Here is a 19,225-nt window from a genome sequence, read left to right on the forward strand (position 1 = left end):
ACAGCACAACAGGGACGTGGCGGATGATGAAGACAGCTCAGCGAACCGGCCGGCGTGCGCCCGGCGCCGCACTGCACGCCGGGGGCCGCCCATGAGCCTGACCCGCGTCCTGTTTATCGCCGCCGTCCTGGGTCTCGGCTACAAGCTGTGGAGCGGGCATCCGCAGGAGGCGCTGCTCCAGGCAGGCACGGCAAGCAGCCCCTCGGGGTTCGTCCCGGTGGCGATGCCCGGTGGCGCGCGCTCGGGCGTGGTGATGGTCTTCGCACCGGTCAACTGCCCCTCCGACGCCGCACGGCGGGCCGACGAGCTGGCGGCCGGGCTGACCCGCACGGGCATCGCGGTGCAGCGTTCCAGTCATTTCAGTACCGAGACGACCAACCCCAGCGCCGAACAGCAGGCGCAGCTGCAGCGTACCGTTGCGGTGCTCAACGGTGGCATCCCGGCGGTGTTCTTCAATGGCATGGGCAAAGCCAACCCGACCCTGGACGAGGTGGTGGCGCAGGTTCGCGCGCCGCGCTGAGTACGCCGGGGCAGCGCACTGTTAGCGCGCGGCCTGCGGTGCGCCGCTCAGCCCTTCCACTGCGTCTGAGCGAAGGCGGGCAGGCTGTTGGCGCGCTGAGACGCTGAGGCCAGGTGGGGGAATGCGCCGTCCGGCGCCAGCGTGTCGGGCAGGGTAAGGCGGGCGAAGTCATAGGCGACCACCGCGCTGATATCCACCTGGCTCATGCGTTCGCCCAGCAAGGGCCGCTCGGCGCGCTCGGCCTGGCGTGCATCCAGCAAGGCCAGCGCGCCACGCGCCTGGTCTTCGCAATGGCGGTACCAATCGTCCCACACCAGCCCTTCCGGCCGACGATCGCGCTCGTAGTACGCCGCCACGGTTTTCTCGCAGGCACCGACGGCGAAGGCCAGCAGGTTCATCGCCTCGCTGCGCTCGGCGCCGGACAGCGGCAGCAGCGCTCGCTCGGCGCCCGCCTGCTGATCGAAATGGTCGAGGATGGCGTTGCTGTCGATCAGCACCCGGCCATCGTCCAGCACCAAGGCGGGCACTCGACCCAGCGGCGAGTATTCGCGAATCTTCAGACTATCCGTCAGAACGCTGAGGGGCTCGTTGGTGAACGGTATATCCAGCAGATGCAGGCTGACGCCGACGCGGCGGACGAATGGCGACATGTAGCGACCGATCAGTTTCACGGGCAGTGCTCCGGACGGGGAGAGGTGCAACAACCCTAGTCGAGCCCGGCGGTTAATGCGAAGGCGCGACCGTCGATCGTCTCATCCGCTCGCGACCGTCAGGGAGGAGGAAGGCGCGGCGGGCGCTGTGGCACCCTCGGGCTTTCAGCGAAGGAGGCGTTGCCATGGCGATGAGTGAGAAACAGAAGATGCTGGCGGGCGAGCTGTACCACCCAGGCGACCCGGAAATCCTCGCCGACCAGGCCGCGGCCAAGGCCTGGATGGTGCGCTACAACGCAGCGCTGGCAGCCTCGCCGGACGAGCGCCGGGCGCTGCTGGCCGAGCGGCTGGCCTCGGTCGGTGCCGGCGCGGTGATCCGTCCGCCGTTCCACTGCGACTACGGCTACAACATCCACCTGGGCGAAGGCGCCTTTCTCAATTTCAACTGTGTGATTCTCGATGTGGTCGAGGTGCACATCGGCGCCGGCGCGCAGATCGGGCCGGCGGTGCAGCTCTACACCGCCGACCATCCGCGTGACCCCGAGGCGCGTCGTTCGGGCGTGGAGTTCGGTCGGCCGATCCATATCGGTCGCAACGTCTGGGTCGGTGGCGGGGCGATCATCCTCCCGGGTGTGACGGTGGGCGACGATGCGGTGATCGGTGCCGGCAGCGTGGTCACCCGCGACGTGCCGGCCGGCGCCACCGTGGTCGGCAACCCGGCGCGGGTGCGCTGACCGGCTCGCTGGGCCGCTCTACGCCCTCGCTCGGCAGGCCAGCTACGCCCGCCTGTTACGCCTGCGCCCGCCCGCCGCCGGAGGATGTTGCGACCGCTTGCCGCACCTAGAGTGGCCCCGTCTTCACGCTCACTCAAGGTACGTGGTATGTCCGAGCAACTTCAGAACTGGTGGCGCGGCGGGGTGATCTATCAGGTCTACCCGCGCAGCTTCTTCGACAGCAACGGCGATGGCGTGGGCGACCTGCCCGGCGTGCTGCACAAGCTGGACTACATCGCCAGCCTCAACGTCGACGCCATCTGGCTGTCGCCCTTCTTCACCTCGCCGATGAAGGATTTCGGCTACGACGTGGCCGACTACCGCGGCGTCGACCCGCTGTTCGGCACGCTGGATGATTTCGTCCGGCTGGTGGAAGCCTGCCACGAGCGCGGCATGCGCGTGCTGATCGATCAGGTGCTCAACCATTCCTCGGACCAGCACCCCTGGTTCGTGGAGAGCCGCTCCAGCCGCGACAACGACAAGGCCGACTGGTACGTCTGGGCCGACCCCAAGCCGGACGGCACCGTGCCGAACAACTGGCTCTCGGTTTTCGGCGGCCCCGCGTGGAGCTGGGACAGCCGGCGCCGGCAGTATTACCTGCACAATTTCCTGTCCAGCCAGCCGGACCTGAATTTCCACTGCCCGGCCGTGCAGGATCAGCTGCTCGACGACATGGAGTTCTGGCTCAAGCTCGGCGTGGACGGCTTCCGCCTGGACGCCGCCAACTTCTACTTCCACGACCTCGAGTTGCGCGACAACCCGCCGAACCTGGAGATCCGCGAGGGCAGTATCGGCGTGCGCGTGGACAACCCCTACGCTTACCAGCGGCACATCTACGACAAGACCCGTCCGGAAAATCTGGCCTTCCTGCGCCGCCTGCGCGCCCTGCTGCAGCGTTACCCCGGCGCTTCGTCGGTGGCCGAGATCGGCTGCGACGAATCCCTGCGCACCATGGCCGCCTACACCAGTGGCGGCGACACCCTGCACATGGCCTATTCCTTCGACCTGCTGACCGAGCAGTGCAGCCCGGCCTATATCCGCCGCACGGTGGAGGGCATCGAGCGCGAGCTGGCCGATGGCTGGTCGTGCTGGTCCATGGGCAACCACGATGTGGTGCGGGTGATGACCCGCTGGGCGCTCGACGGCCGGCCCGATCCGGAGCGCGGCCGCGTGCTGATGGCGTTGCTGCTGTCCCTGCGCGGCAGCGTCTGCCTCTATCAGGGCGAGGAGCTGGGTCTGCCGGAGGCGGAACTGCGCTATGAAGATCTGGTCGATCCGTACGGCATCACCTTCTGGCCGGAATTCAAGGGCCGCGACGGCTGCCGCACGCCGATGCCCTGGGAGAGCGAGGCGCATCACGCCGGCTTCACTGGCAGCCAGCCGTGGCTGCCGGTGGACGACTCGCACCGCTCGCTGTCGGTGGCCGCGCAGGATGCCGACCCGCATTCGATGCTCAACTGCTACCGGCGCTTCCTCGGCTGGCGGCGCGAGCAACGGCTGCTGATCGAGGGCGACATCCGCATGGTCTACCATGACGACGCCCTGCTGGTATTCGAGCGCCGGCTGGGTGAGGAAGCCTGGTTGTGCCTGTTCAACCTCGGCGACCTGCCACGCAGCTACGAGCTGCCGGCACAGGCGGTGCCGCTGGTGGACGTGCCGGCGAGTTTCGCCGAGTACGATGACCACTGGGCGCGGTTGCCGGCGCACGGCTTCGGCTACGCGCGGCTGGCGCGGTAGGGAGCCGGCAGCGGCGGGGCGGCCCACCGCTGCGAACGAACGAAGTGCATGGCGACATCTACGGAGAACAACAACGATGGCCAGTGTCACGCTGCGCGACATCTGCAAGAGTTACGACGGTACGCCCATTACCCGGCATATCGACCTGGATATCGAAGACGGTGAGTTCGTCGTCTTCGTCGGCCCCTCCGGCTGCGGCAAGTCCACCCTGCTGCGGCTGATCGCCGGGCTCGAGGACATCACCTCCGGTGACCTGTTCATCGACAACCAGCGCGTCAACGACCTGCCCCCCAAGGACCGTTCGGTGGGCATGGTGTTCCAGTCCTACGCCCTCTATCCGCACATGACAGTGGCCGAGAACATGGCCTTCGGCCTCAAGCTTGCCAGTGTCGAGAAACGCGAGATCGCGCGTCGCGTCGAGGCGGCCGCGGCGATCCTGCAGCTGGACAAGCTGCTCGAACGCAAGCCCAAGGACCTCTCCGGCGGTCAGCGCCAGCGCGTCGCCATCGGCCGCACCATGGTCCGCGAGCCGAAGGTTTTCCTGTTCGACGAACCGTTGTCGAACCTCGACGCCTTCCTCCGCGTGCAGATGCGCATCGAGATCGCCCGCCTGCACCAGCGCATCCGCTCCACCATGATCTACGTGACCCACGACCAGGTCGAAGCCATGACCCTGGCCGACAAGATCGTCGTGCTCAACGCCGGCGAGATCGCCCAGGTCGGCCAGCCGCTGCACCTTTATCACTACCCTAAGAACCGCTTCGTCGCCGGCTTCCTCGGCTCGCCGCAGATGAACTTCGTCGACGTGAGGGCCATCTCCGCCAGCCCCGAGGCCGTCACCATCGAACTGCCCAGCGGCTTCCCGCTGACCCTGCCGGTGGACGGCAGCGCGGTGAGCCCCGGCGACCCGCTCACCCTGGGCATTCGCCCGGAGCACTTCGTCATGCCTGATCAGGCCGATTTCACCTTCCATGGCCAAATCACCGTGGCCGAGCGCCTGGGCCAGTACAACCTGCTGCACCTCACGTTGGAACGCCTGCAGGATGTGATCACCCTCTGCGTCGACGGCAACCTGCGCGTCACCGAGGGCGAGACCTTCGCCGCCGGCCTCAAGGCCGACAAGTGCCACCTGTTCCGCGAGAACGGCGAGGCGTGCACCCGGCACTATCGGGAGCCGGCCATCTACGGGTAAGGGGCTGCGGCAGGGCGGAGCGACGGAAGGAGGGGAGCGAACCGACCCTCGCACGCGTGGCGCCTGCCCGGGCGCTCACGGCGCGGCGGAAGGCGCGGGCGTATTCGAGTCGAGGATTTCCGACAGGGTCTCGGCCAGGGCCTGATGGCTGAACGGTTTCGCCAGCACCCTGACCGCCGGCTCGGTGGCAATCCGCGTGGTGTACCCGGATGCGAGGATGATCGGGATCGTTGGATAGAGCCGCTGCACTTCTTCGGCGAGGCCGACACCATCCAGCCGCCCAGGCATGACTACATCCGACAGGAGGATGTCGATGGCCGGCTGACGCCGGTCGGCCAGCCTCGCCAGCGCGTCATCCGCCGAAGGTGCTTCGTCGACCTGATAACCCAGCTCATCGAGCATCGCGACCATCGCTTCGCGCACTTCGGCGTCATCATCGACCACCAGCACCCGTGCCGGGCGGCCGGCCCGCACGGACGCATCCTGATCCTCCGGTATGGCGCAGACAGCCTGTTCCATGCGCGGCAGTAGCAAGGACACGCGGGTTCCCTTGCCGAGCTCGCTCTGGATCGATACCGTCCCGCCGGATTGGCGGGCGAAACCATAGACCTGGGCCAGGCCCAGGCCAGTCCCTTCGCCGACCGGCTTGGTGGTGAAGAACGGCTCGAACACGTGAGCCTGGACTTCCGGGCTCATGCCGCAGCCGGAATCTTCCACATCCACGCACAGGTAGGGGCCAGCTGCCAGACCGAACGGATTGTCCTGCACCAGAGTGAGCTGATGCAGGGCGATGACCAGCGGGCCGCCTTCCGGCATCGCGTCACGGGCGTTGATCGCAAGGTTGAGGACGGCCAGCTCGCACTGCACCGGATCGAGGACCGTCGGCCAGGCCCCTTCTGGCAGCTCCAACGTCAGCGTCACGCGGTTGGGAAGGGCGCCGGTCAGCAGCTCGTGCATGCCGATGATCAACACGCGCAGGTCGACCTGTTCGGCGTCGGCAGTGCGGCTTCTGCTGAAGGTCATCAGATGCCGCGTGAGGCGAGTGGCCCGCCGGGCGGACCGCTGGCAGCCCTCGATGGCACGCCTGGCGCGCGGATGTGAGGTCAGCATTTCGGCCAGCTGCAGGCCCATGGTCATGCTTTGCAGCAGGTTGTTGAACTCGTGGGAAATCCCCGCCGTCAGGTTGCCCAGCGCTTCGAGCTTCTGCCCCTGGAGCAGGGCCTGATGGGAGCGCTCGGCCTGGGCGACCGCCTCCTTGACCCTGTGAGCCATCTCCCGGCTGGAGCGATGGATCGTCACGCTGGCCTGGGCCATCACCTGCGCGGTACGGTCGGTTTCATCCATTCCCGTGCTGGGCGGGTCGAATACCTCGCCTCGCGCCAGCGCGCTGGCCGCATCATCGAGCTGCGCAAGCGGTCGGGTGATGGTTCGACCGACTGCGATCGCCAGCACGACCGCCAACGCCAGCACGACCAGGATACCCAGCACCACGGTCCCCAGCGGCGCAAGCACGCTGGCCAGCAGGTCGTTGCGGGGGATGGCGATCAGCGCCGCCCAGCCGGAGGCCGGTGCATGGCTGAAGAACGTCGTTACCGGCACGTCGTCCCGAGTGATGGACTGCACCTTGCCGTCGACGCCTGCCGCGGCCTGCAGCTGGCTGACGAAATCGGGGCTGGCGCGCTTGCCGATGTGCTTGTCCGGATCGCGGGTGCGCGCGACGACGGTTTGGTTCTGATCCAGAATCACCCCGAGCCACTTCTCCGGCAGCGCCTGTTGCTCCAGCAGCGCACCGATGCCTGCAACCGGAAAGTCCATGGTCAGGTAGTAAACGACCTCGCCGCCGCGGATCACCGGGTGGCGGATGGCGATGCTCTGCGCCCCCGTCACTGGGTCGCGGAACGCCGGGCTGACGTCGGCCTGCGTGGTGGTTATGAAGGTTCGAAAGTCCGGCAGGCTTGGCAGGGGTGCGCCAAACGGATGATCCGTGTCAGCCAAGGGGGTGCCTTGCGGATCGTAGATCACCACGCTGGCGCCCACCGCATGTTCGGTCTGCTGAAGGCGCTCGTGGAAGGTCCGCACGTCACCTTTGACGATCGTTGGGGACGCCGCGAGCGTCGAGACGATGGTGGCATACCGACTCAGCTCGCGATCGACGGCCAGCGCGACGGCTCGCGAAACTTCCTTCATGCCCTGATCGACTTGCGCCGATTGCGCACGATAGACCGCATAGGTGCCATACAGCGCAAACGCGAATGCCGGGGCTATAACGGCAATGACCAGCCAAACCAGACGGGAGCGAATCGACACGGCGCAAGGGTTCCTGATGGAAGCGCAACGCTTGGAGCGCTGGGCGTGCCGCAGCATAACTCAGGTCACGCAGAAGAAGCGCGGGCCGGCCTCATCGCCGACGATCGAGGCGCTGGCCCAGGGTTTCGGACTGCTGTACTCGGTCGGCTTCAGCCGCCCAGGGCGTTCATCGGTCGGCCAGCGCCAGGTTTGCACCGAGTCCGGCAAAGGACGCCGCAAACCCGCGACGGAGCCAGGCCTGAACCTGCTGCGACTCGACGACCGCCTTGCGAAAAGCATGGGCCAGCAAGCCGTAGATGGCAAAGATGACAAAGGTCATCAGCATGAAGGTCGCGCTGAGCCCGAGCAGTTGCGCAAGCTCGTCACCGGCGCCGGGCCGGACGAACTGCGGCAGGAAGGCCAGGAAGAAGATGGTCAGCTTCGGGTTCAGCAGATTGACCAGCAGCGCCTTGGCAACCAGCGATCGAATGTCGAGTGTCGCACCATCGCCGCCCACCGCCAGCGCGGAACGATCGCGCCAGGTTGCGTAGGCGAGATAGAGCAGGTACGCGGCACCGGCATAGCGCAGCGTCTCGAAAACCAGCGCACTGGAATGCAGGATGGCGGCGACGCCGAGAATGGTCGCCAACAGATGCGGCAGGATCCCGAGCGTACAGGCCAGCGCGGCCAGGATGCCGGCGCGACGCCCATGCACCAGTGCCGTCGATACCGTGTAGATCACACCCGCGCCAGGTATCAGTACGACGACCAGACAGGTAATCAGATATTCGAGGCTGGGCATGGGGACTCCTTGCTATGGGACGGTTGGAGTGAACCAGCATAGAGCATCCATCGAGACTATCCGGGCCGGGCGCCGATCGAACTGCGCATGGGCGGGTTGAAATAGCACGCCCGAGAGGCTGGCTGCGGTCGCGTGTCTACGGGTTGGGGCGGGCCAGTCCGAGCGCCATTCCGCGACACGCTCGCGCGCTGATCCGGACCTCTGGGTAACCTACGCCACAACGTGCCAATTTGCTGCGAGGAAACAATGGAAGTCAGAAGGTGCTCTCGACTGGTCATAGCGGATGCCGATGGGCGGCTGCTGCTTTTTTTCTACAAGGACGAACACCAGCCGCCGTTCTGGGCGACCGCTGGCGGCGAACTGAAACCGGGCGAAAGCTACACCGACGCAGCTGCACGAGAGCTGCATGAAGAAACCGGCCTTACGCGTCCAATCGGCAAGCTGCTAAAGGAACGAGACGAGGTCTATGCCGTGGCACGCTCGACGCCGGCGCGTTGGTTGGAAAAGTACTTCCTCGTAGAGTGCCCGGCGAACACTGATGTGTTCGCTGCAAAATGGACCGAAGAAGAGCAGAGCACGATCCAGAAATGGAAGTGGTGGAGCCTGCGCGAGATGCAAGATGAGGCGCCATCTTCGTTCAAGCCTGAGTGGCTGCCTGAACTTCTCGGCGCCATTCTGCGGGAGCGTCAATGCAATAGCTGACCGGGCTATGTTCTTCCGACTGCCGGCAGTGGGCAATACCGCGGCGCCAACGAAATCCTGTTGCCCAAGAAAACGGGCAAGAGATGCTTGCCAGGACCCGCGGCCATCTTCCGACACACAAAGAAAAAGCCCCGGGATTCATGAGATTCTCGGGGCTTTGTTTGTTTGGTGGAGCCGGGGGGATTTGAATCCCAAACTTCAATATCCCGGCCAAATCAAGGCTTCAGCGCATTATGCAGGAAACCTTGATTTGTTGGATTGCTCACAGTGAGCGCGAGTATATGAACCTTTCGAGCCTTGTCAAGCATCGCATTCACCTATCTGTGAGAGTGGCTTTGCGTGCGTTGGCGAGTAGAGCTGCCCGCAGTCGGTTGGGTTTAGGCTGCGTTGAAGCCAAACGCTCCTGAGTTTGAAGTTACCAATGATCTAGGGAGGCGTCTTGGGTTTCTAAGGTGTTCCCGTTGGCCCCCGATCATAATCACCTCAACTCAATTTACGGTCTTATCTTGACTGCGGTTCGAGGTTCATGGAGCAGGATTGCTTGGTGTGATTCCAGGTTTCAATCGCGAAGTGCGAAAATGGATGGGGCTGACATCGCTCGCTCAAGGCGCGGTTGCCAATACCTTACGAGCGAACGTAACCAATTCAGGGCAGTCACCGTTGGTGCTGTTTCGGTCAACAAAAAAGCCTCGGATGCCTACTGCCGTTGGCCCATCTCGGTCGCAACGTTGGGAGTCACCGATCATCCACGATGCGGTCGGGGACGCCCCAAGCTGATCGCAAATCCAACTGTAGATGGTGGGTTCGGGCTTCATTACGCCTAAATCACAGCTAAATGCATATGCGTCTAGCATGGGGTAGCAACGCAGGACGGCTTGCCGGTACGGGAAAGCCAAATTCGAGCAAACACCGATTCGAATGCCTTGCTCTTGGAGCAGTTTCACCGCTTCGAGCCCGTCAGGATATGCCTCAACGGCTGCGATCTCTTCTGCCAGGACAGTTTCCAGAGTGCTCAATTGTTCAGGGCTTGCAGTGATCCCCAAATGCGCTGCGGCTTGCGTCAACGTTATCGCAGATTTCATCAGGAAAGACGCGTCGTCCGGGCGGGGGCGCCGCCCATGCGCCTTTCCGATCTTCATCAACTGTCGGTACGGATGCGACCCATCTTGAATCTTTATCAGTGTCCCGAAAGCATCAAAAATGACGGCTTGTATGGTCATTAGACATCCCGTTACGACAGGGTATGAAGGCTGGCGCATTCAACCGACGTGCTTGATTGGCCCCGAATACTTCGCTGTAGCATGATTATTGGTTACTAGGATGAAGCCTTCCGAAGCTGCTTGTCCGATGAGCATCCGATCAAATGGGCGCTGTGAAGGAGAGGCGAGGCCGCAGCCGTAATGGCGTGTCGGCTGGTCACGGACAGCTCCTTGTAGTCGCCGTCCAGAAGAGACCTTCTTAGTACTCCTGGATCGAACTGAAAGCTTGCTTTGCCCATCGCGTTTTGGCCGATTTCCCAGATGCTAGCGGCGCTGATGAACAGCTCATTGGCGCGATCCTCGATCATCTCCACAGCCCCGAGTTAGCTAACCCACTTAGTCTATCCCCTCATTGGAGGGGCAGCTGTCATGGTCAATTGCAGGCTGTAAACAATTGCGGTTTTTCCGTGACGCTGCGGTTATATGGAATTATGGCTCAGCCATAATTATTGCTGAGCCATAATTTCCATCATTTTGTGGCCTCGCCGTACAGCTCGACGCGTGGCGCGCTTCGTGCGTGCACTAGATGGGTAGCTAGGTGTTAGTGAGCAGATCTCAGCGTACGCAGACTTTCTCGAACCTGCCCCTCGCTACAAATTACTCAGATCATCCGCTTTCGTTTGCAATTTAAGCAGTCGCGAGGAGTCGCGGTACCCTTCCGCGTCACCGACGCGCCTCGCTTTTGGTGATTACCAACGGTGCGAAATTTCAAAATTCGAAAAGAAGACTCCGAGCCGGTTGGATCAGCCTCGCATCGTCCGTGGAGATATGTCTTGATCTCAAATAGTCATTGACCGCGCCCAGGGTAAGTCCGATAAGGATTATCTTCTTGCTCTTCTGGTGCATGAGTTCTGGCAATCCTTGTCAATATATACGTATTACAAATACCGATGGTCAGTGGTTGGCTTTTTCTTTTCTAAAAGTGCTTGACGGGCGGTCGTTGGAGCTGGATTATTTTATTGCATTGGTTTCAGGTTGCTGTTTTTTGTCCAATACTGAGCGTAGTGGGGCGACGCCATAGGCTTGCATTGATGAATAAAGTACTTAGTTTAATAATGGAGGTTGATGGGGTTGCGCTGTTCGCCTTTTAGACTCAGGCCATATATCAAAAATCAGAACTGACGCTCATTGGGAAGCAAGCTTTTCATACTTGGTAGTTTTGTCAAGGTAGGGAAGTTTTGCCCAGATTCTGCCTCTAGACATCTATGGTTCAGATAGAGAGACGGTATGGACGATTTAAAGAAAATATCTCATTTGTTATACGCCCCGGGTGAGGTAATGCCTGGTATCGAGATGTCGTTAGCAGAAGCGTGCGCGCGTGGTTCAGCGGCTGCGTTGCATGACGAGGTGCCTTTCTGTGTTGTGCGTGACTGGATCTGGATCGATCTCATCGTGCCTGACGCGATACGAGAAACGTTACAGGCGTCCGGGCAACAGCCCGCGATGGTGTATGCCGGCCGCGTGTTGTACGACAGTGCCAACCGTTTCCAAGAGGGTGACTGGGTGCGTACAACACAACTGATTGAGTTTGCCGATGGGTGCATTTTCAGAACGCGCAATACGCGATATGTGCTTGCTGGCCCAGGGGCTCGCAAAAGCGCCGAGCTCACTACTGTGTTGAAGATTTTTTGATGCGTAGACAGATATTGGCGGGCATGGACGTACCAGGCAACCGACACCCCGATGTGCCTTGCGACGTCTGTGGTACCTCCATGCGAGTGCCTGGGTACGGCGAACAGTTCGGTGTGCTGCAAGCGCACTGGGGATACGGCGCGCGACATGACGGTGAGCGTTATCGCGTACGGATGTGTGAAACCTGCTTCTTCATGACCTTGGCGTATTTGCGACAGGAGCGACGCATACATCATTTGTTTGGCGACGCCCCGCAGCATGAAGACTACAAGTTTGGGCGTATTGCTCGAGACGATTATTGGTTGGACAGCTAGCCGTTAGTGGGGGGGAGGCAACGAGTTTTGATCCGAATTTGGGTGCTGACGTGATGGGTTCAACTAAACGAAGTATCAACCAAGCACGTGATGTATCTGGCGCGTTGTCGCGAGCAATGGATATGTCTTTTGGTAGGGAAGTTACGGCGTATCTCACGGACGCTTATTTAATCGCAGGCTGTTGTATCGGCGTGGTTCATCGTCACGTGCGGGCGGATGTGTATGGAAGGTTTCAGGACGGTCACCGGGTTCGGACCTCCGATGTACTGAAAGCTCATGAGCAAGGCGGGTTTTGGGCGCTGTTTACCGCCACGGGCAGCTTGTACGTTATTGTGACTTTCAAAGAAGACGGCGGGCGTCTGTCACTGGATTGGCTGTTGGCACAGAGGGCAAAAGGCTTACACGCAACCCCGGTAACGATTCAGTGATCCGTTTCTCGTGTCACTACTATAAAACGGAGCCCACGGTCCGTGCTGGTGCTCGTAGGTTTATATCCTCTGAGGAAAAGAAGGGCGGGGTGTCATGCAGGTAAAGCGTTGGGGACAACTTGATGCGCTTCGTCAACAACTTGGCGAAAGTCGCTGGTTACTTTGCGTGGATCTGGAAGCGACTTGCGATGACTACCCTGCCGACCTAAACGAGGCGGCCCGGAACGCTCACGTATTGGAGGTCCAGCGCGACGAGATGGAGACGATCGAAATTGGCATCGGGCTGTTGGATGTTCAGTTGGAGTACAGGATTGTCGATCATTTCGGACAGTTTGTCCGGCCGCTACTTCGCCCCACGCTAACTGAGTTTTGCACGGGGCTGACCGGCATATCTCAATCTGACGTCGATACTGCAAAGCGTTTCGCGGAGGTACAAGATCAGCTTGGTGAATGGCTGAGGCCGCGAAATACAGAAGGCTGGCGCTGGTGCTCTTGGGGCGATTACGACCGAAACCAGCTGAAGGAGGACGCTTTCAGAGCAGGGGTAGATGTATTGCTGGATCCGGCCCGTCATATCAATCTAAAGAAGTGCTTTTGGAAGATTTTCGCTTGCCGTGCGCTAGGGCTGAAGTGTGCAGTGGAAAGCATGGGCCTTTTGTGGGAGGGTGCGCATCACAGGGCCATCGACGATGCGCGTAATCTGGCACGGTTAGCGCAGTTACTGCTCAGCGCGAGGCAACCGACGTAGTAGGGGCGGACGGCGCTGTGCCTGCTCATCAATTCAACCCCGTGACCGCCCGGCTCGCATCTGGCCGCCATCTCACCAGTGCATACGGAACACATCTGGATAACATCATAAAGAGATTCAACACATAGCTTGGCGCGAGGTATTGGCTGATGCACCCGAATTGCCGATACTGCTAAATGGCCAGCATGCTTGTATAGGGAGTCGAAGCGATGGCAGGGAAGCGTAAGCGCAGCAGCAAGTCTGGTGTATCTGGAGCGATGGTTCTGTGTGCCCTAGTGATTGGGGGGCTTGCTTCCGTTCCCAAGGGTGTATGGGTTTTCTTGGGCGGAGCACTTATTGTCGGCATAGGCGGGTGGCTAGTAATAAAGGCCTTCAGCAAACCGTCAGTCATGTCTTCGGCAACAACTATGCGGCCACCCCAAGGGGGAGCTCGTTCAAGTTCCTCGGACCTCGGCATAAGCACCGGCCTGACGTTTTCATTGGATGAGGTCTCGCCACTAAGTGAGCCCTCTGCTCCTGCGCAAGTCTCGGCGTCGCCCCGGCAGGTTTCGGCAAAGCGAGACGACTCTGGCTTTTTTACCGTAACTTTAGAGGCCACTGAGCGGCCTTCCCACCGAATTCCGAGCGCGCCGGCGAACCTGAATAGTGCCAACGTGCGGTGGCTTTCTGCTGGCGAAACCATCGAAGTGGCGGGCGAAAATATCACTATTGGTCTGATCTACGTCGGCGAAGATAAAAACAGGCGCAATGGACCTTCGGAACCGTCACTGATCAACCCGAAACTGAAGGTCGCACGGGGCATCGTCGATATATCTGAGCGTCTCACCCCTTACTGGCCCAGTTACGACAGCATCTCTCCTGAGGCCCGCCGCGCATATTTGCAATGGCTATCCAGTGGTCGAAAGGCTCCGCATGCCAACATCGGCTACGTGTTCTTATTCTTCTACGGTCTTGAGCGTAGGGTTTTTGTCGACGCCAAGACGGATCAGGCTGCGGCGGCCGACATACCTATCATAATTGCCGAGGTGGAGCGGTTGCTCTCGATCTATGGCAAGAATAACTCCTTCAATAACTACGCCAGTCGCTTCGTAGACTTCCTCCGCCAAGGCCAAATACTCGCCAGGCGCTATCAAAAGGCGCCGCCGGCACCGTTACCTTACGGCTACGAAATGCCTGTAGAGCTGCGTATTGGCCTGGGTCAGTTGGCGGCTGACAAGCAACCAATGCCGGCTGGCTGGGCGTTGGCCTGGGTGCTGTCTGATCACAGCATCGGGAAGCGGACACCCGTAACCCGCTGTAAAGAAGCGTTCGCCCAGTTGTTCTGCATGCGCTACGAGGAACGTTATGGCGCCGGTATGGTGCTCCCTCAGAACAAGACCCGTCTGAGACTCCAATACAACACCGCTTCTGCGGGTCTACCACCCCAAGAGCTGGATGGCCTATCCGGTATCCCTGATGTCACTGCGACTAGCGCAGCTCGGAAGAAGCTGCAGCAGTTGGTTGACGAATGCACAGTGCAGTTGGAGCCCTACAGTCGTTATCTCGGCCGCAACCCCGGCACTCCTGATGCACTAGAAGGGCTGTTACAGCTGCCCGTAAACCTGTGGCCGCCAGCAGCTCGAACAGCGCTCGCCGAGCTAAAGCAACGCATCGGCGATGGCATGGTGGTCATGAGCTTCGGTGAGCTGGCAGGGCGACTGCAGAGTGCAGGTAGCCTGTCGCGAGACAAGGTTCTGACGCTCGCCCGCGCTCTGGAGTCTTTACACATCGGTATCGAGCCGGATGTGCTGACAGGCAGCCGAACACCCAAGGCAGAGGACAATGTGGCGCTCTTTGCGACCCAGGCTGAAGATGGTGATCTGCGTTCTTCGCCGGCGTATAGCGCCGCCTCTGTTACGTTGGACCTTGCTTGTGCTGTGGCGGCGGCCGATGGTGACACGTCGCCGCAGGAAATTATGCTGCTATCCCAGCATATCGACTCCTGGTGTCACCTGAGCGGTGCTCATCGGAAACGCCTGAAGGCCCACCTGCGTCTGCAGCTTAACCAGCCACCAACCCTGCAAAGCCTGAAGAAGAAACTGGAACCCCTGGCCGAGCCGGCGAAGAGGGTTGTGGCGGCTTTTCTCGCTCACTTGGCGCAGGTCGACGGCGAGGTTAGCCCCGCAGAGGTGAAGTTGCTGGAGCGCGTCTACAAGACCCTGCAGCTGGATCCGCAATCGCTCTACAGCGACCTTCATGTGGCCGCCAGTGGCAGCGCCGTAGGCTCATCGCAGACAACGCCTTCCATTCCCGGAGCAACTCCGTCCAAGCCTGTTGGCGAATTTGCTCTGGACAAAGAGCGCATCGCTCAGTTGCAGCGTGAAACGGAACAGGTATCTGCGCTGCTGGCTCAGGTTTTCGTTGACGACAAGACTGCTGAGCCAGATGACGTAGTTGTGGAAGAGACTGTTGAGGATACTTCCTCCGTTTGTGGCTTAGACGCCGATCACTCAGCCTTCCTGCGTGTACTCGTATCCCGTACCGAGTGGTCTCGTGACGAGTTGGGGGCCGTAGCAAGCGATATGGAACTCATGCTCGACGGAGCATTGGAGCAGATCAACGACATGGCATTTGAGCATTTCGATATGCCAGTCACCGAAGGGGAAGACCCCTTCGAAGTTAACCCTGACATTATGGACAAACTACCGCTATGAGCAGCATCAGAGCCAAGGACCGCGATGCGGTCATCCAGTCCCTGCGCGCCGGCGTCGTCCCCCGTGCAGGCCAGCACCTGATTCAAGTGGGGCGTGTCGGGGAGCTGGAAGCACTCATCCGTGATGTGGAGCGCCTCGCGGAAAGCGGTTCCGCGTTCCGCGTAGTGATCGGTGAGTATGGTGCAGGCAAGACATTCTTCCTCAACCTGGTTCGCTCTATCGCGATGGAGCGCAAGCTCGTCACCATGCATGCCGATCTGAACCCGGATCGTCGTCTCCATGCTACTGGTGGCCAGGCTCGCTCGCTGTATGCCGAATTGGCCAAGAATATGTCCACCCGGACTAAGCCTGATGGCGGCGCTCTGCAAGGAATAGTCGAGAAATTCGTGGCGCAGGCCAAAACGGAAGCCAAAGCGTCCGGCAAAGACAGTGAGGCCGTGATTCGCGAGCATCTCGACCAACTGGCAGAGATGGTCAACGGCTATGACTTTGCTGATGTAATCGCGGCCTATTGCAAAGGCTTCGAAGAGGGTAACGAGCAGCTCAAGGCTGATGCTATCCGCTGGTTGCGTGGCGAGTTCACTACCAAGACAGATGCCCGCACCGCACTGGGGGTGCGAACCATCGTCGACGATGCTTCGGTCTACGATCAGCTCAAGCTGCTTGCGCGATTCGTTCGGTTGGCCGGCTTTAGCGGGTTGATGGTATGTCTCGATGAGCTGGTGAACCTGTACAAACTTTCCAACACCCAAGCTCGTAACGCTAACTACGAGCAGATTCTTCGTATCCTCAATGACTCCCTGCAGGGCTCTGCTGAGGGGCTTGGTTTTGTGTTGGGCGGTACACCCGAATTTCTCATGGATACTCGCCGCGGCCTCTACAGCTATCCGGCGCTGCAGTCGCGTCTGGCTGAAAATAACTTCGCCAAGTCCGGGCTGGTAGATCTGTCCGGCCCTGTCATACGCCTCACTAGTCTGACGCCTGAGGATTTCTACGTGCTGCTGCAGAAACTGCGTCATGTATACGCGGCAGGCGTGAGCGAGCGCTATCTGCTACCCGACGAAGCATTGCCGCTGTTTATGGCCCACTGCAACCAGCGAATGGGTGAGGCCTACTTCCGTACCCCGCGGACGACCATTACCGCATTCATCAGCCTGCTAGCGGTGTTGGAGCAGAATCCTGACGCTGATTGGCGGACGCTGTTGGGTGCCGTGGAGATTGCACCGGATCGAGGCGGTGAGGCCGATACCCAAGTGGATGCGGACGATGAGCTTGCCACCTTCCAGCTCTGAATCGGTTGGCTTCGATCTCCTTGAACCGCGAATCCAGCGCTGGATATGGGCCGAGGGCTGGACCTCCCTACGCGATGCCCAGGAGCGTGCTATCCCTGCGCTCTTGGGGGCCGACCAGGATGTCATCATCGCGGCGGCTACAGCTGCAGGCAAAACCGAAGCCGCGTTTCTGCCCATCCTTACCAATCTCCTGCAGGACACGGAAAAGCCTGGGGCGGTGCTTTACATCAGCCCGCTGAAGGCTCTCATCAATGACCAGTGGGATCGTTTGGCGAGGCTTTGCGATGAGCTTGAGCTTCCTGTCATTGCTTGGCATGGGGATATCTCAGCGAGCCGCAAGCATCGCTTCCTCAAGTCCCCGGAAGGCATTCTGCTGATCACGCCGGAGTCGCTCGAAGCTCTGTTCGTGAACAAGGGAACCAGCCTGGCGGGATTGTTTGCCAACCTGCGGTACCTGGTGGTGGATGAGCTCCATGCCTTTATCGGCAGTGAGCGAGGCAAGCAGCTGCAGTCACTCATGCATCGTGTTGAAACAATCATTGATCGCCCCCTGCCCAGGGTTGGTCTTTCCGCCACGTTGGGCGACATGACGTTGGCTGCTGCCTTCTTGCGTCCCAATGCCCCTCATCATGTGTCGGTGATCGAATCCAAGGGTAGTGGCCAGATACTTAAGGTTCAGATCAGAGGGTATGTGGAGTCCAAGAAGGCGCTCCCGGTACAGCCTGAAGGTGACGATGTTTTTTCTCCGGACCATGCCATCGCAGAGCATCTCTTTCAGGTGCTACGCGGCAGCAATAACCTGATCTTCCCCAACAGTCGAACTCAGGTTGAGTGGTTCGCTGACAATCTGCGGCGCCGTTGCGAGCAGGATGGTGTACCGAACGAGTTCTGGCCGCATCACGGCAGTTTGGCGAAGGACATTCGAGAGGAAACTGAGAAAGCGCTGAAAGACGGTGACCGGCCTGCCACCGCAGTCTGCACTACCACGCTGGAGCTTGGGGTCGATATCGGCAGCATCAAGACGGTAGTGCAGATCGGGGCTCCGCCATCGGTAGCTAGCTTGCGTCAACGCTTGGGGCGATCCGGACGCCGTCCGGGAGAGGCAGCCATTCTCCGAAGTTACTGCAAGGAGCGTCAGCTAGACGATGGCTCGCCCCTGTCAGATCGACTTCGCCAGGGTTTGCTGCAAAGCATCGCGATGATCCGGTTGTTGATGCAGGGCTGGTTCGAGCCTCCTCGTGTTCATGGCCTTCATTTATCGACGCTGGTACAGCAGTGCCTCTCGGTGATAGCCCAGCGGGGAGGAGCTACAGCTGCAGAGCTGTGGAGCACCTTGATACGCAGTGGTCCGTTCACTGGGGTGGAGCAGGGCAGCTTCCTCAGTTTGCTTCGTGCCCTCGGTGAGCGCGATTTGATAACCCAGGAAACATCGGGGCTCCTGCTGCCCGGCGTAGTGGGGGAACGCCTGATCAACCACTACGACTTCTACAGTGCATTTGTCAGTAATGAAGAGTTCCGCCTGGTATGCGATGGCAAACTACTTGGCGCATTGCCCGTCTCCAGGCCATTGACCGTCGATCAGCGAATTATCTTTGCTGGGCGCCGCTGGCGGGTAACGAGCGTGGACACTGAGGCCAGGGTCGTTGTCGTGAGATCCGATCCCGGTGGTGCTCCCCCGTCCTTTGACGGGCTTGGAGCCCGTGTACATGATCGGGTTCGGCAAGAGATGAGGAGCGTCTTGTTGGAGGCGGACGTCTACCCCTATCTTGATACTACGGCACAAGAGCTACTAGCTCAGGCACGTAGCGCTTTCTCGGACCTTGGATTGGTACATTCGAGCATGACCGAAAGCGGAGGTAAGACTTACCTTTTCAGCTGGCGAGGCGATTGGACAAACGATGCCCTAGCCATCTTGTTGACGCACACCGGACTGGCCAGTGAGAACAGCGGGTTGGTCATCGAGGTTGAGGGAGATCGGACGTCGCTTGAACGCAAGCTGCGTGAGATCGCCGAGTGGGACGGTATTGATGAATCCGCTGTTCTAGCGGACGTACAGAACATGGCTCAAGAAAAATGGGATTGGGTGCTTCCGCCAGCATTACTCATGCAGTCTTACGCCACGATGCATTTGGACTTGGGTGGAGCAAAGGCCTTGGCATTGGCTCTAGTGAGCCAGCCTGCGGAGACGGCCTGATAT

General features: G+C 60.4%; 17 protein-coding genes. 12 read left to right on the plus strand and 5 right to left on the minus strand.

Annotation, left to right across the window (positions count from 1 at the left end):
• Positions 1-91: 91 nt before the first annotated feature.
• The gene (locus VF716_RS12250; RefSeq protein ID WP_095460750.1) at positions 92-520 is read left to right on the plus strand and encodes a hypothetical protein; all 429 of its coding nucleotides are present in this window, start codon (positions 92-94) and stop codon (positions 518-520) included.
• Between the two features lie 47 nt (positions 521-567).
• On the opposite strand, the gene VF716_RS12255 is transcribed toward VF716_RS12250, so the two are convergent.
• The gene (locus tag VF716_RS12255) at positions 568-1,191 is read right to left on the minus strand and encodes a glutathione S-transferase family protein (protein ID WP_017244394.1); all 624 of its coding nucleotides are present in this window, start codon (positions 1,189-1,191) and stop codon (positions 568-570) included.
• Between the two features lie 164 nt (positions 1,192-1,355).
• On the opposite strand from VF716_RS12255, the gene VF716_RS12260 reads away from it, so the two are divergent.
• The 3 genes from VF716_RS12260 (at position 1,356) to malK (ending at position 4,872) form a co-directional block, all read left to right on the plus strand.
• The gene (locus VF716_RS12260) at positions 1,356-1,904 is read left to right on the plus strand and encodes a sugar O-acetyltransferase (RefSeq protein ID WP_011914504.1); all 549 of its coding nucleotides are present in this window, start codon (positions 1,356-1,358) and stop codon (positions 1,902-1,904) included.
• A 147-nt stretch (positions 1,905-2,051) separates the two neighbouring features.
• Complete coding sequence (locus VF716_RS12265) at positions 2,052-3,680, plus strand: alpha-glucosidase (protein WP_017244392.1); 1,629 nt, start codon at positions 2,052-2,054, stop codon at positions 3,678-3,680.
• A 76-nt stretch (positions 3,681-3,756) separates the two neighbouring features.
• On the plus strand, positions 3,757-4,872 hold the full coding sequence (malK, locus tag VF716_RS12270) for a maltose/maltodextrin ABC transporter ATP-binding protein MalK (RefSeq protein ID WP_440552722.1): 1,116 nt from the start codon (positions 3,757-3,759) through the stop codon (positions 4,870-4,872).
• A gap of 75 nt (positions 4,873-4,947) precedes the next feature.
• Here the strand turns inward: malK and VF716_RS12275 are convergent, their stop codons facing one another.
• Positions 4,948-7,179 (minus strand): hybrid sensor histidine kinase/response regulator, encoded by a 2,232-nt coding sequence (locus VF716_RS12275; RefSeq protein ID WP_186416297.1) that lies wholly within the window; start codon positions 7,177-7,179, stop codon positions 4,948-4,950.
• Positions 7,180-7,345: 166 nt separating this feature from the next.
• Positions 7,346-7,960 carry a LysE family translocator gene (locus VF716_RS12280; protein ID WP_011914500.1) on the minus strand — a complete coding sequence of 205 codons (615 nt, stop codon included), beginning with the start codon at positions 7,958-7,960 and terminating at the stop codon, positions 7,346-7,348.
• 246 nt (positions 7,961-8,206) lie between these two features.
• Here VF716_RS12280 and VF716_RS12285 point away from each other — a divergent pair, with 246 nt between their 5' ends.
• The gene (locus VF716_RS12285) at positions 8,207-8,662 is read left to right on the plus strand and encodes an NUDIX hydrolase (RefSeq protein WP_049325124.1); all 456 of its coding nucleotides are present in this window, start codon (positions 8,207-8,209) and stop codon (positions 8,660-8,662) included.
• Between the two features lie 602 nt (positions 8,663-9,264).
• Here the strand turns inward: VF716_RS12285 and VF716_RS12290 are convergent.
• Both VF716_RS12290 and VF716_RS12295 read right to left on the minus strand, forming a co-directional pair.
• Entirely contained in the window at positions 9,265-9,882 is a 618-nt protein-coding gene (locus VF716_RS12290) for an HAD family hydrolase (protein WP_020306044.1), read from the minus strand.
• Between the two features lie 95 nt (positions 9,883-9,977).
• Positions 9,978-10,229, minus strand: coding sequence for a hypothetical protein (locus VF716_RS12295; RefSeq protein WP_440552723.1), 252 nt, complete (start codon positions 10,227-10,229; stop codon positions 9,978-9,980).
• 919 nt (positions 10,230-11,148) lie between these two features.
• On the opposite strand from VF716_RS12295, the gene VF716_RS12300 reads away from it, so the two are divergent.
• From VF716_RS12300 to VF716_RS12330, 7 genes are all read left to right on the plus strand, one after another.
• Positions 11,149-11,553, plus strand: a complete 405-nt coding sequence (locus VF716_RS12300; protein ID WP_011914493.1) for a DUF6957 family protein — start codon at positions 11,149-11,151, stop codon at positions 11,551-11,553.
• Complete coding sequence (locus VF716_RS12305; RefSeq protein WP_125856462.1) at positions 11,553-11,867, plus strand: hypothetical protein; 315 nt, start codon at positions 11,553-11,555, stop codon at positions 11,865-11,867. Before VF716_RS12300 ends, VF716_RS12305 begins: the two co-directional genes overlap by 1 nt.
• Positions 11,868-11,920: 53 nt before the next feature.
• Positions 11,921-12,295 carry a hypothetical protein gene (locus tag VF716_RS12310; RefSeq protein WP_080505063.1) on the plus strand — a complete coding sequence of 125 codons (375 nt, stop codon included), beginning with the start codon at positions 11,921-11,923 and terminating at the stop codon, positions 12,293-12,295.
• Positions 12,296-12,389: 94 nt separating this feature from the next.
• Positions 12,390-13,043: a 3'-5' exonuclease gene (locus VF716_RS12315; RefSeq protein WP_011914492.1), complete on the plus strand. Its 654-nt coding sequence runs from the start codon at positions 12,390-12,392 to the stop codon at positions 13,041-13,043.
• Positions 13,044-13,252: 209 nt separating this feature from the next.
• Positions 13,253-15,736, plus strand: a complete 2,484-nt coding sequence (locus tag VF716_RS12320) for a TerB N-terminal domain-containing protein (protein ID WP_440552724.1) — start codon at positions 13,253-13,255, stop codon at positions 15,734-15,736.
• The gene (locus VF716_RS12325; RefSeq protein WP_014597639.1) at positions 15,733-17,028 is read left to right on the plus strand and encodes an ATP-binding protein; all 1,296 of its coding nucleotides are present in this window, start codon (positions 15,733-15,735) and stop codon (positions 17,026-17,028) included. The genes VF716_RS12320 and VF716_RS12325 overlap by 4 nt, the downstream gene beginning before the upstream one ends.
• Positions 17,003-19,222 carry a DEAD/DEAH box helicase gene (locus VF716_RS12330; RefSeq protein WP_014597638.1) on the plus strand — a complete coding sequence of 740 codons (2,220 nt, stop codon included), beginning with the start codon at positions 17,003-17,005 and terminating at the stop codon, positions 19,220-19,222. The genes VF716_RS12325 and VF716_RS12330 overlap by 26 nt, the downstream gene beginning before the upstream one ends.
• Positions 19,223-19,225 lie beyond the last annotated feature (3 nt).

This window comes from Stutzerimonas sp. Brlt_14 (assembly GCF_051948915.1).
GTDB lineage: Bacteria > Pseudomonadota > Gammaproteobacteria > Pseudomonadales > Pseudomonadaceae > Stutzerimonas > Stutzerimonas stutzeri.

What these genes read in the sequence shown, in the direction of transcription:
- VF716_RS12330 (WP_014597638.1), top strand. Translation starts at nt 17,003, where the DNA reads ATGAGCTTGCCACCTTCCAGCTCTGAATCGGTTGGCTTCGATCTCCTT.
- VF716_RS12310 (WP_080505063.1), top strand. Translation starts at nt 11,921, where the DNA reads ATGGGTTCAACTAAACGAAGTATCAACCAAGCACGTGATGTATCTGGC.
- VF716_RS12300 (WP_011914493.1), top strand. Translation starts at nt 11,149, where the DNA reads ATGGACGATTTAAAGAAAATATCTCATTTGTTATACGCCCCGGGTGAG.
- VF716_RS12250 (WP_095460750.1), top strand. Translation starts at nt 92, where the DNA reads ATGAGCCTGACCCGCGTCCTGTTTATCGCCGCCGTCCTGGGTCTCGGC.
- VF716_RS12290 (WP_020306044.1), bottom strand. Translation starts at nt 9,882, where the DNA reads ATGACCATACAAGCCGTCATTTTTGATGCTTTCGGGACACTGATAAAG.
- malK (WP_440552722.1), top strand. Translation starts at nt 3,757, where the DNA reads ATGGCCAGTGTCACGCTGCGCGACATCTGCAAGAGTTACGACGGTACG.
- VF716_RS12280 (WP_011914500.1), bottom strand. Translation starts at nt 7,960, where the DNA reads ATGCCCAGCCTCGAATATCTGATTACCTGTCTGGTCGTCGTACTGATA.
- VF716_RS12315 (WP_011914492.1), top strand. Translation starts at nt 12,390, where the DNA reads ATGCAGGTAAAGCGTTGGGGACAACTTGATGCGCTTCGTCAACAACTT.
- VF716_RS12295 (WP_440552723.1), bottom strand. Translation starts at nt 10,229, where the DNA reads ATGATCGAGGATCGCGCCAATGAGCTGTTCATCAGCGCCGCTAGCATC.
- VF716_RS12305 (WP_125856462.1), top strand. Translation starts at nt 11,553, where the DNA reads ATGCGTAGACAGATATTGGCGGGCATGGACGTACCAGGCAACCGACAC.
- VF716_RS12260 (WP_011914504.1), top strand. Translation starts at nt 1,356, where the DNA reads ATGGCGATGAGTGAGAAACAGAAGATGCTGGCGGGCGAGCTGTACCAC.
- VF716_RS12325 (WP_014597639.1), top strand. Translation starts at nt 15,733, where the DNA reads ATGAGCAGCATCAGAGCCAAGGACCGCGATGCGGTCATCCAGTCCCTG.
- VF716_RS12285 (WP_049325124.1), top strand. Translation starts at nt 8,207, where the DNA reads ATGGAAGTCAGAAGGTGCTCTCGACTGGTCATAGCGGATGCCGATGGG.
- VF716_RS12320 (WP_440552724.1), top strand. Translation starts at nt 13,253, where the DNA reads ATGGCAGGGAAGCGTAAGCGCAGCAGCAAGTCTGGTGTATCTGGAGCG.
- VF716_RS12265 (WP_017244392.1), top strand. Translation starts at nt 2,052, where the DNA reads ATGTCCGAGCAACTTCAGAACTGGTGGCGCGGCGGGGTGATCTATCAG.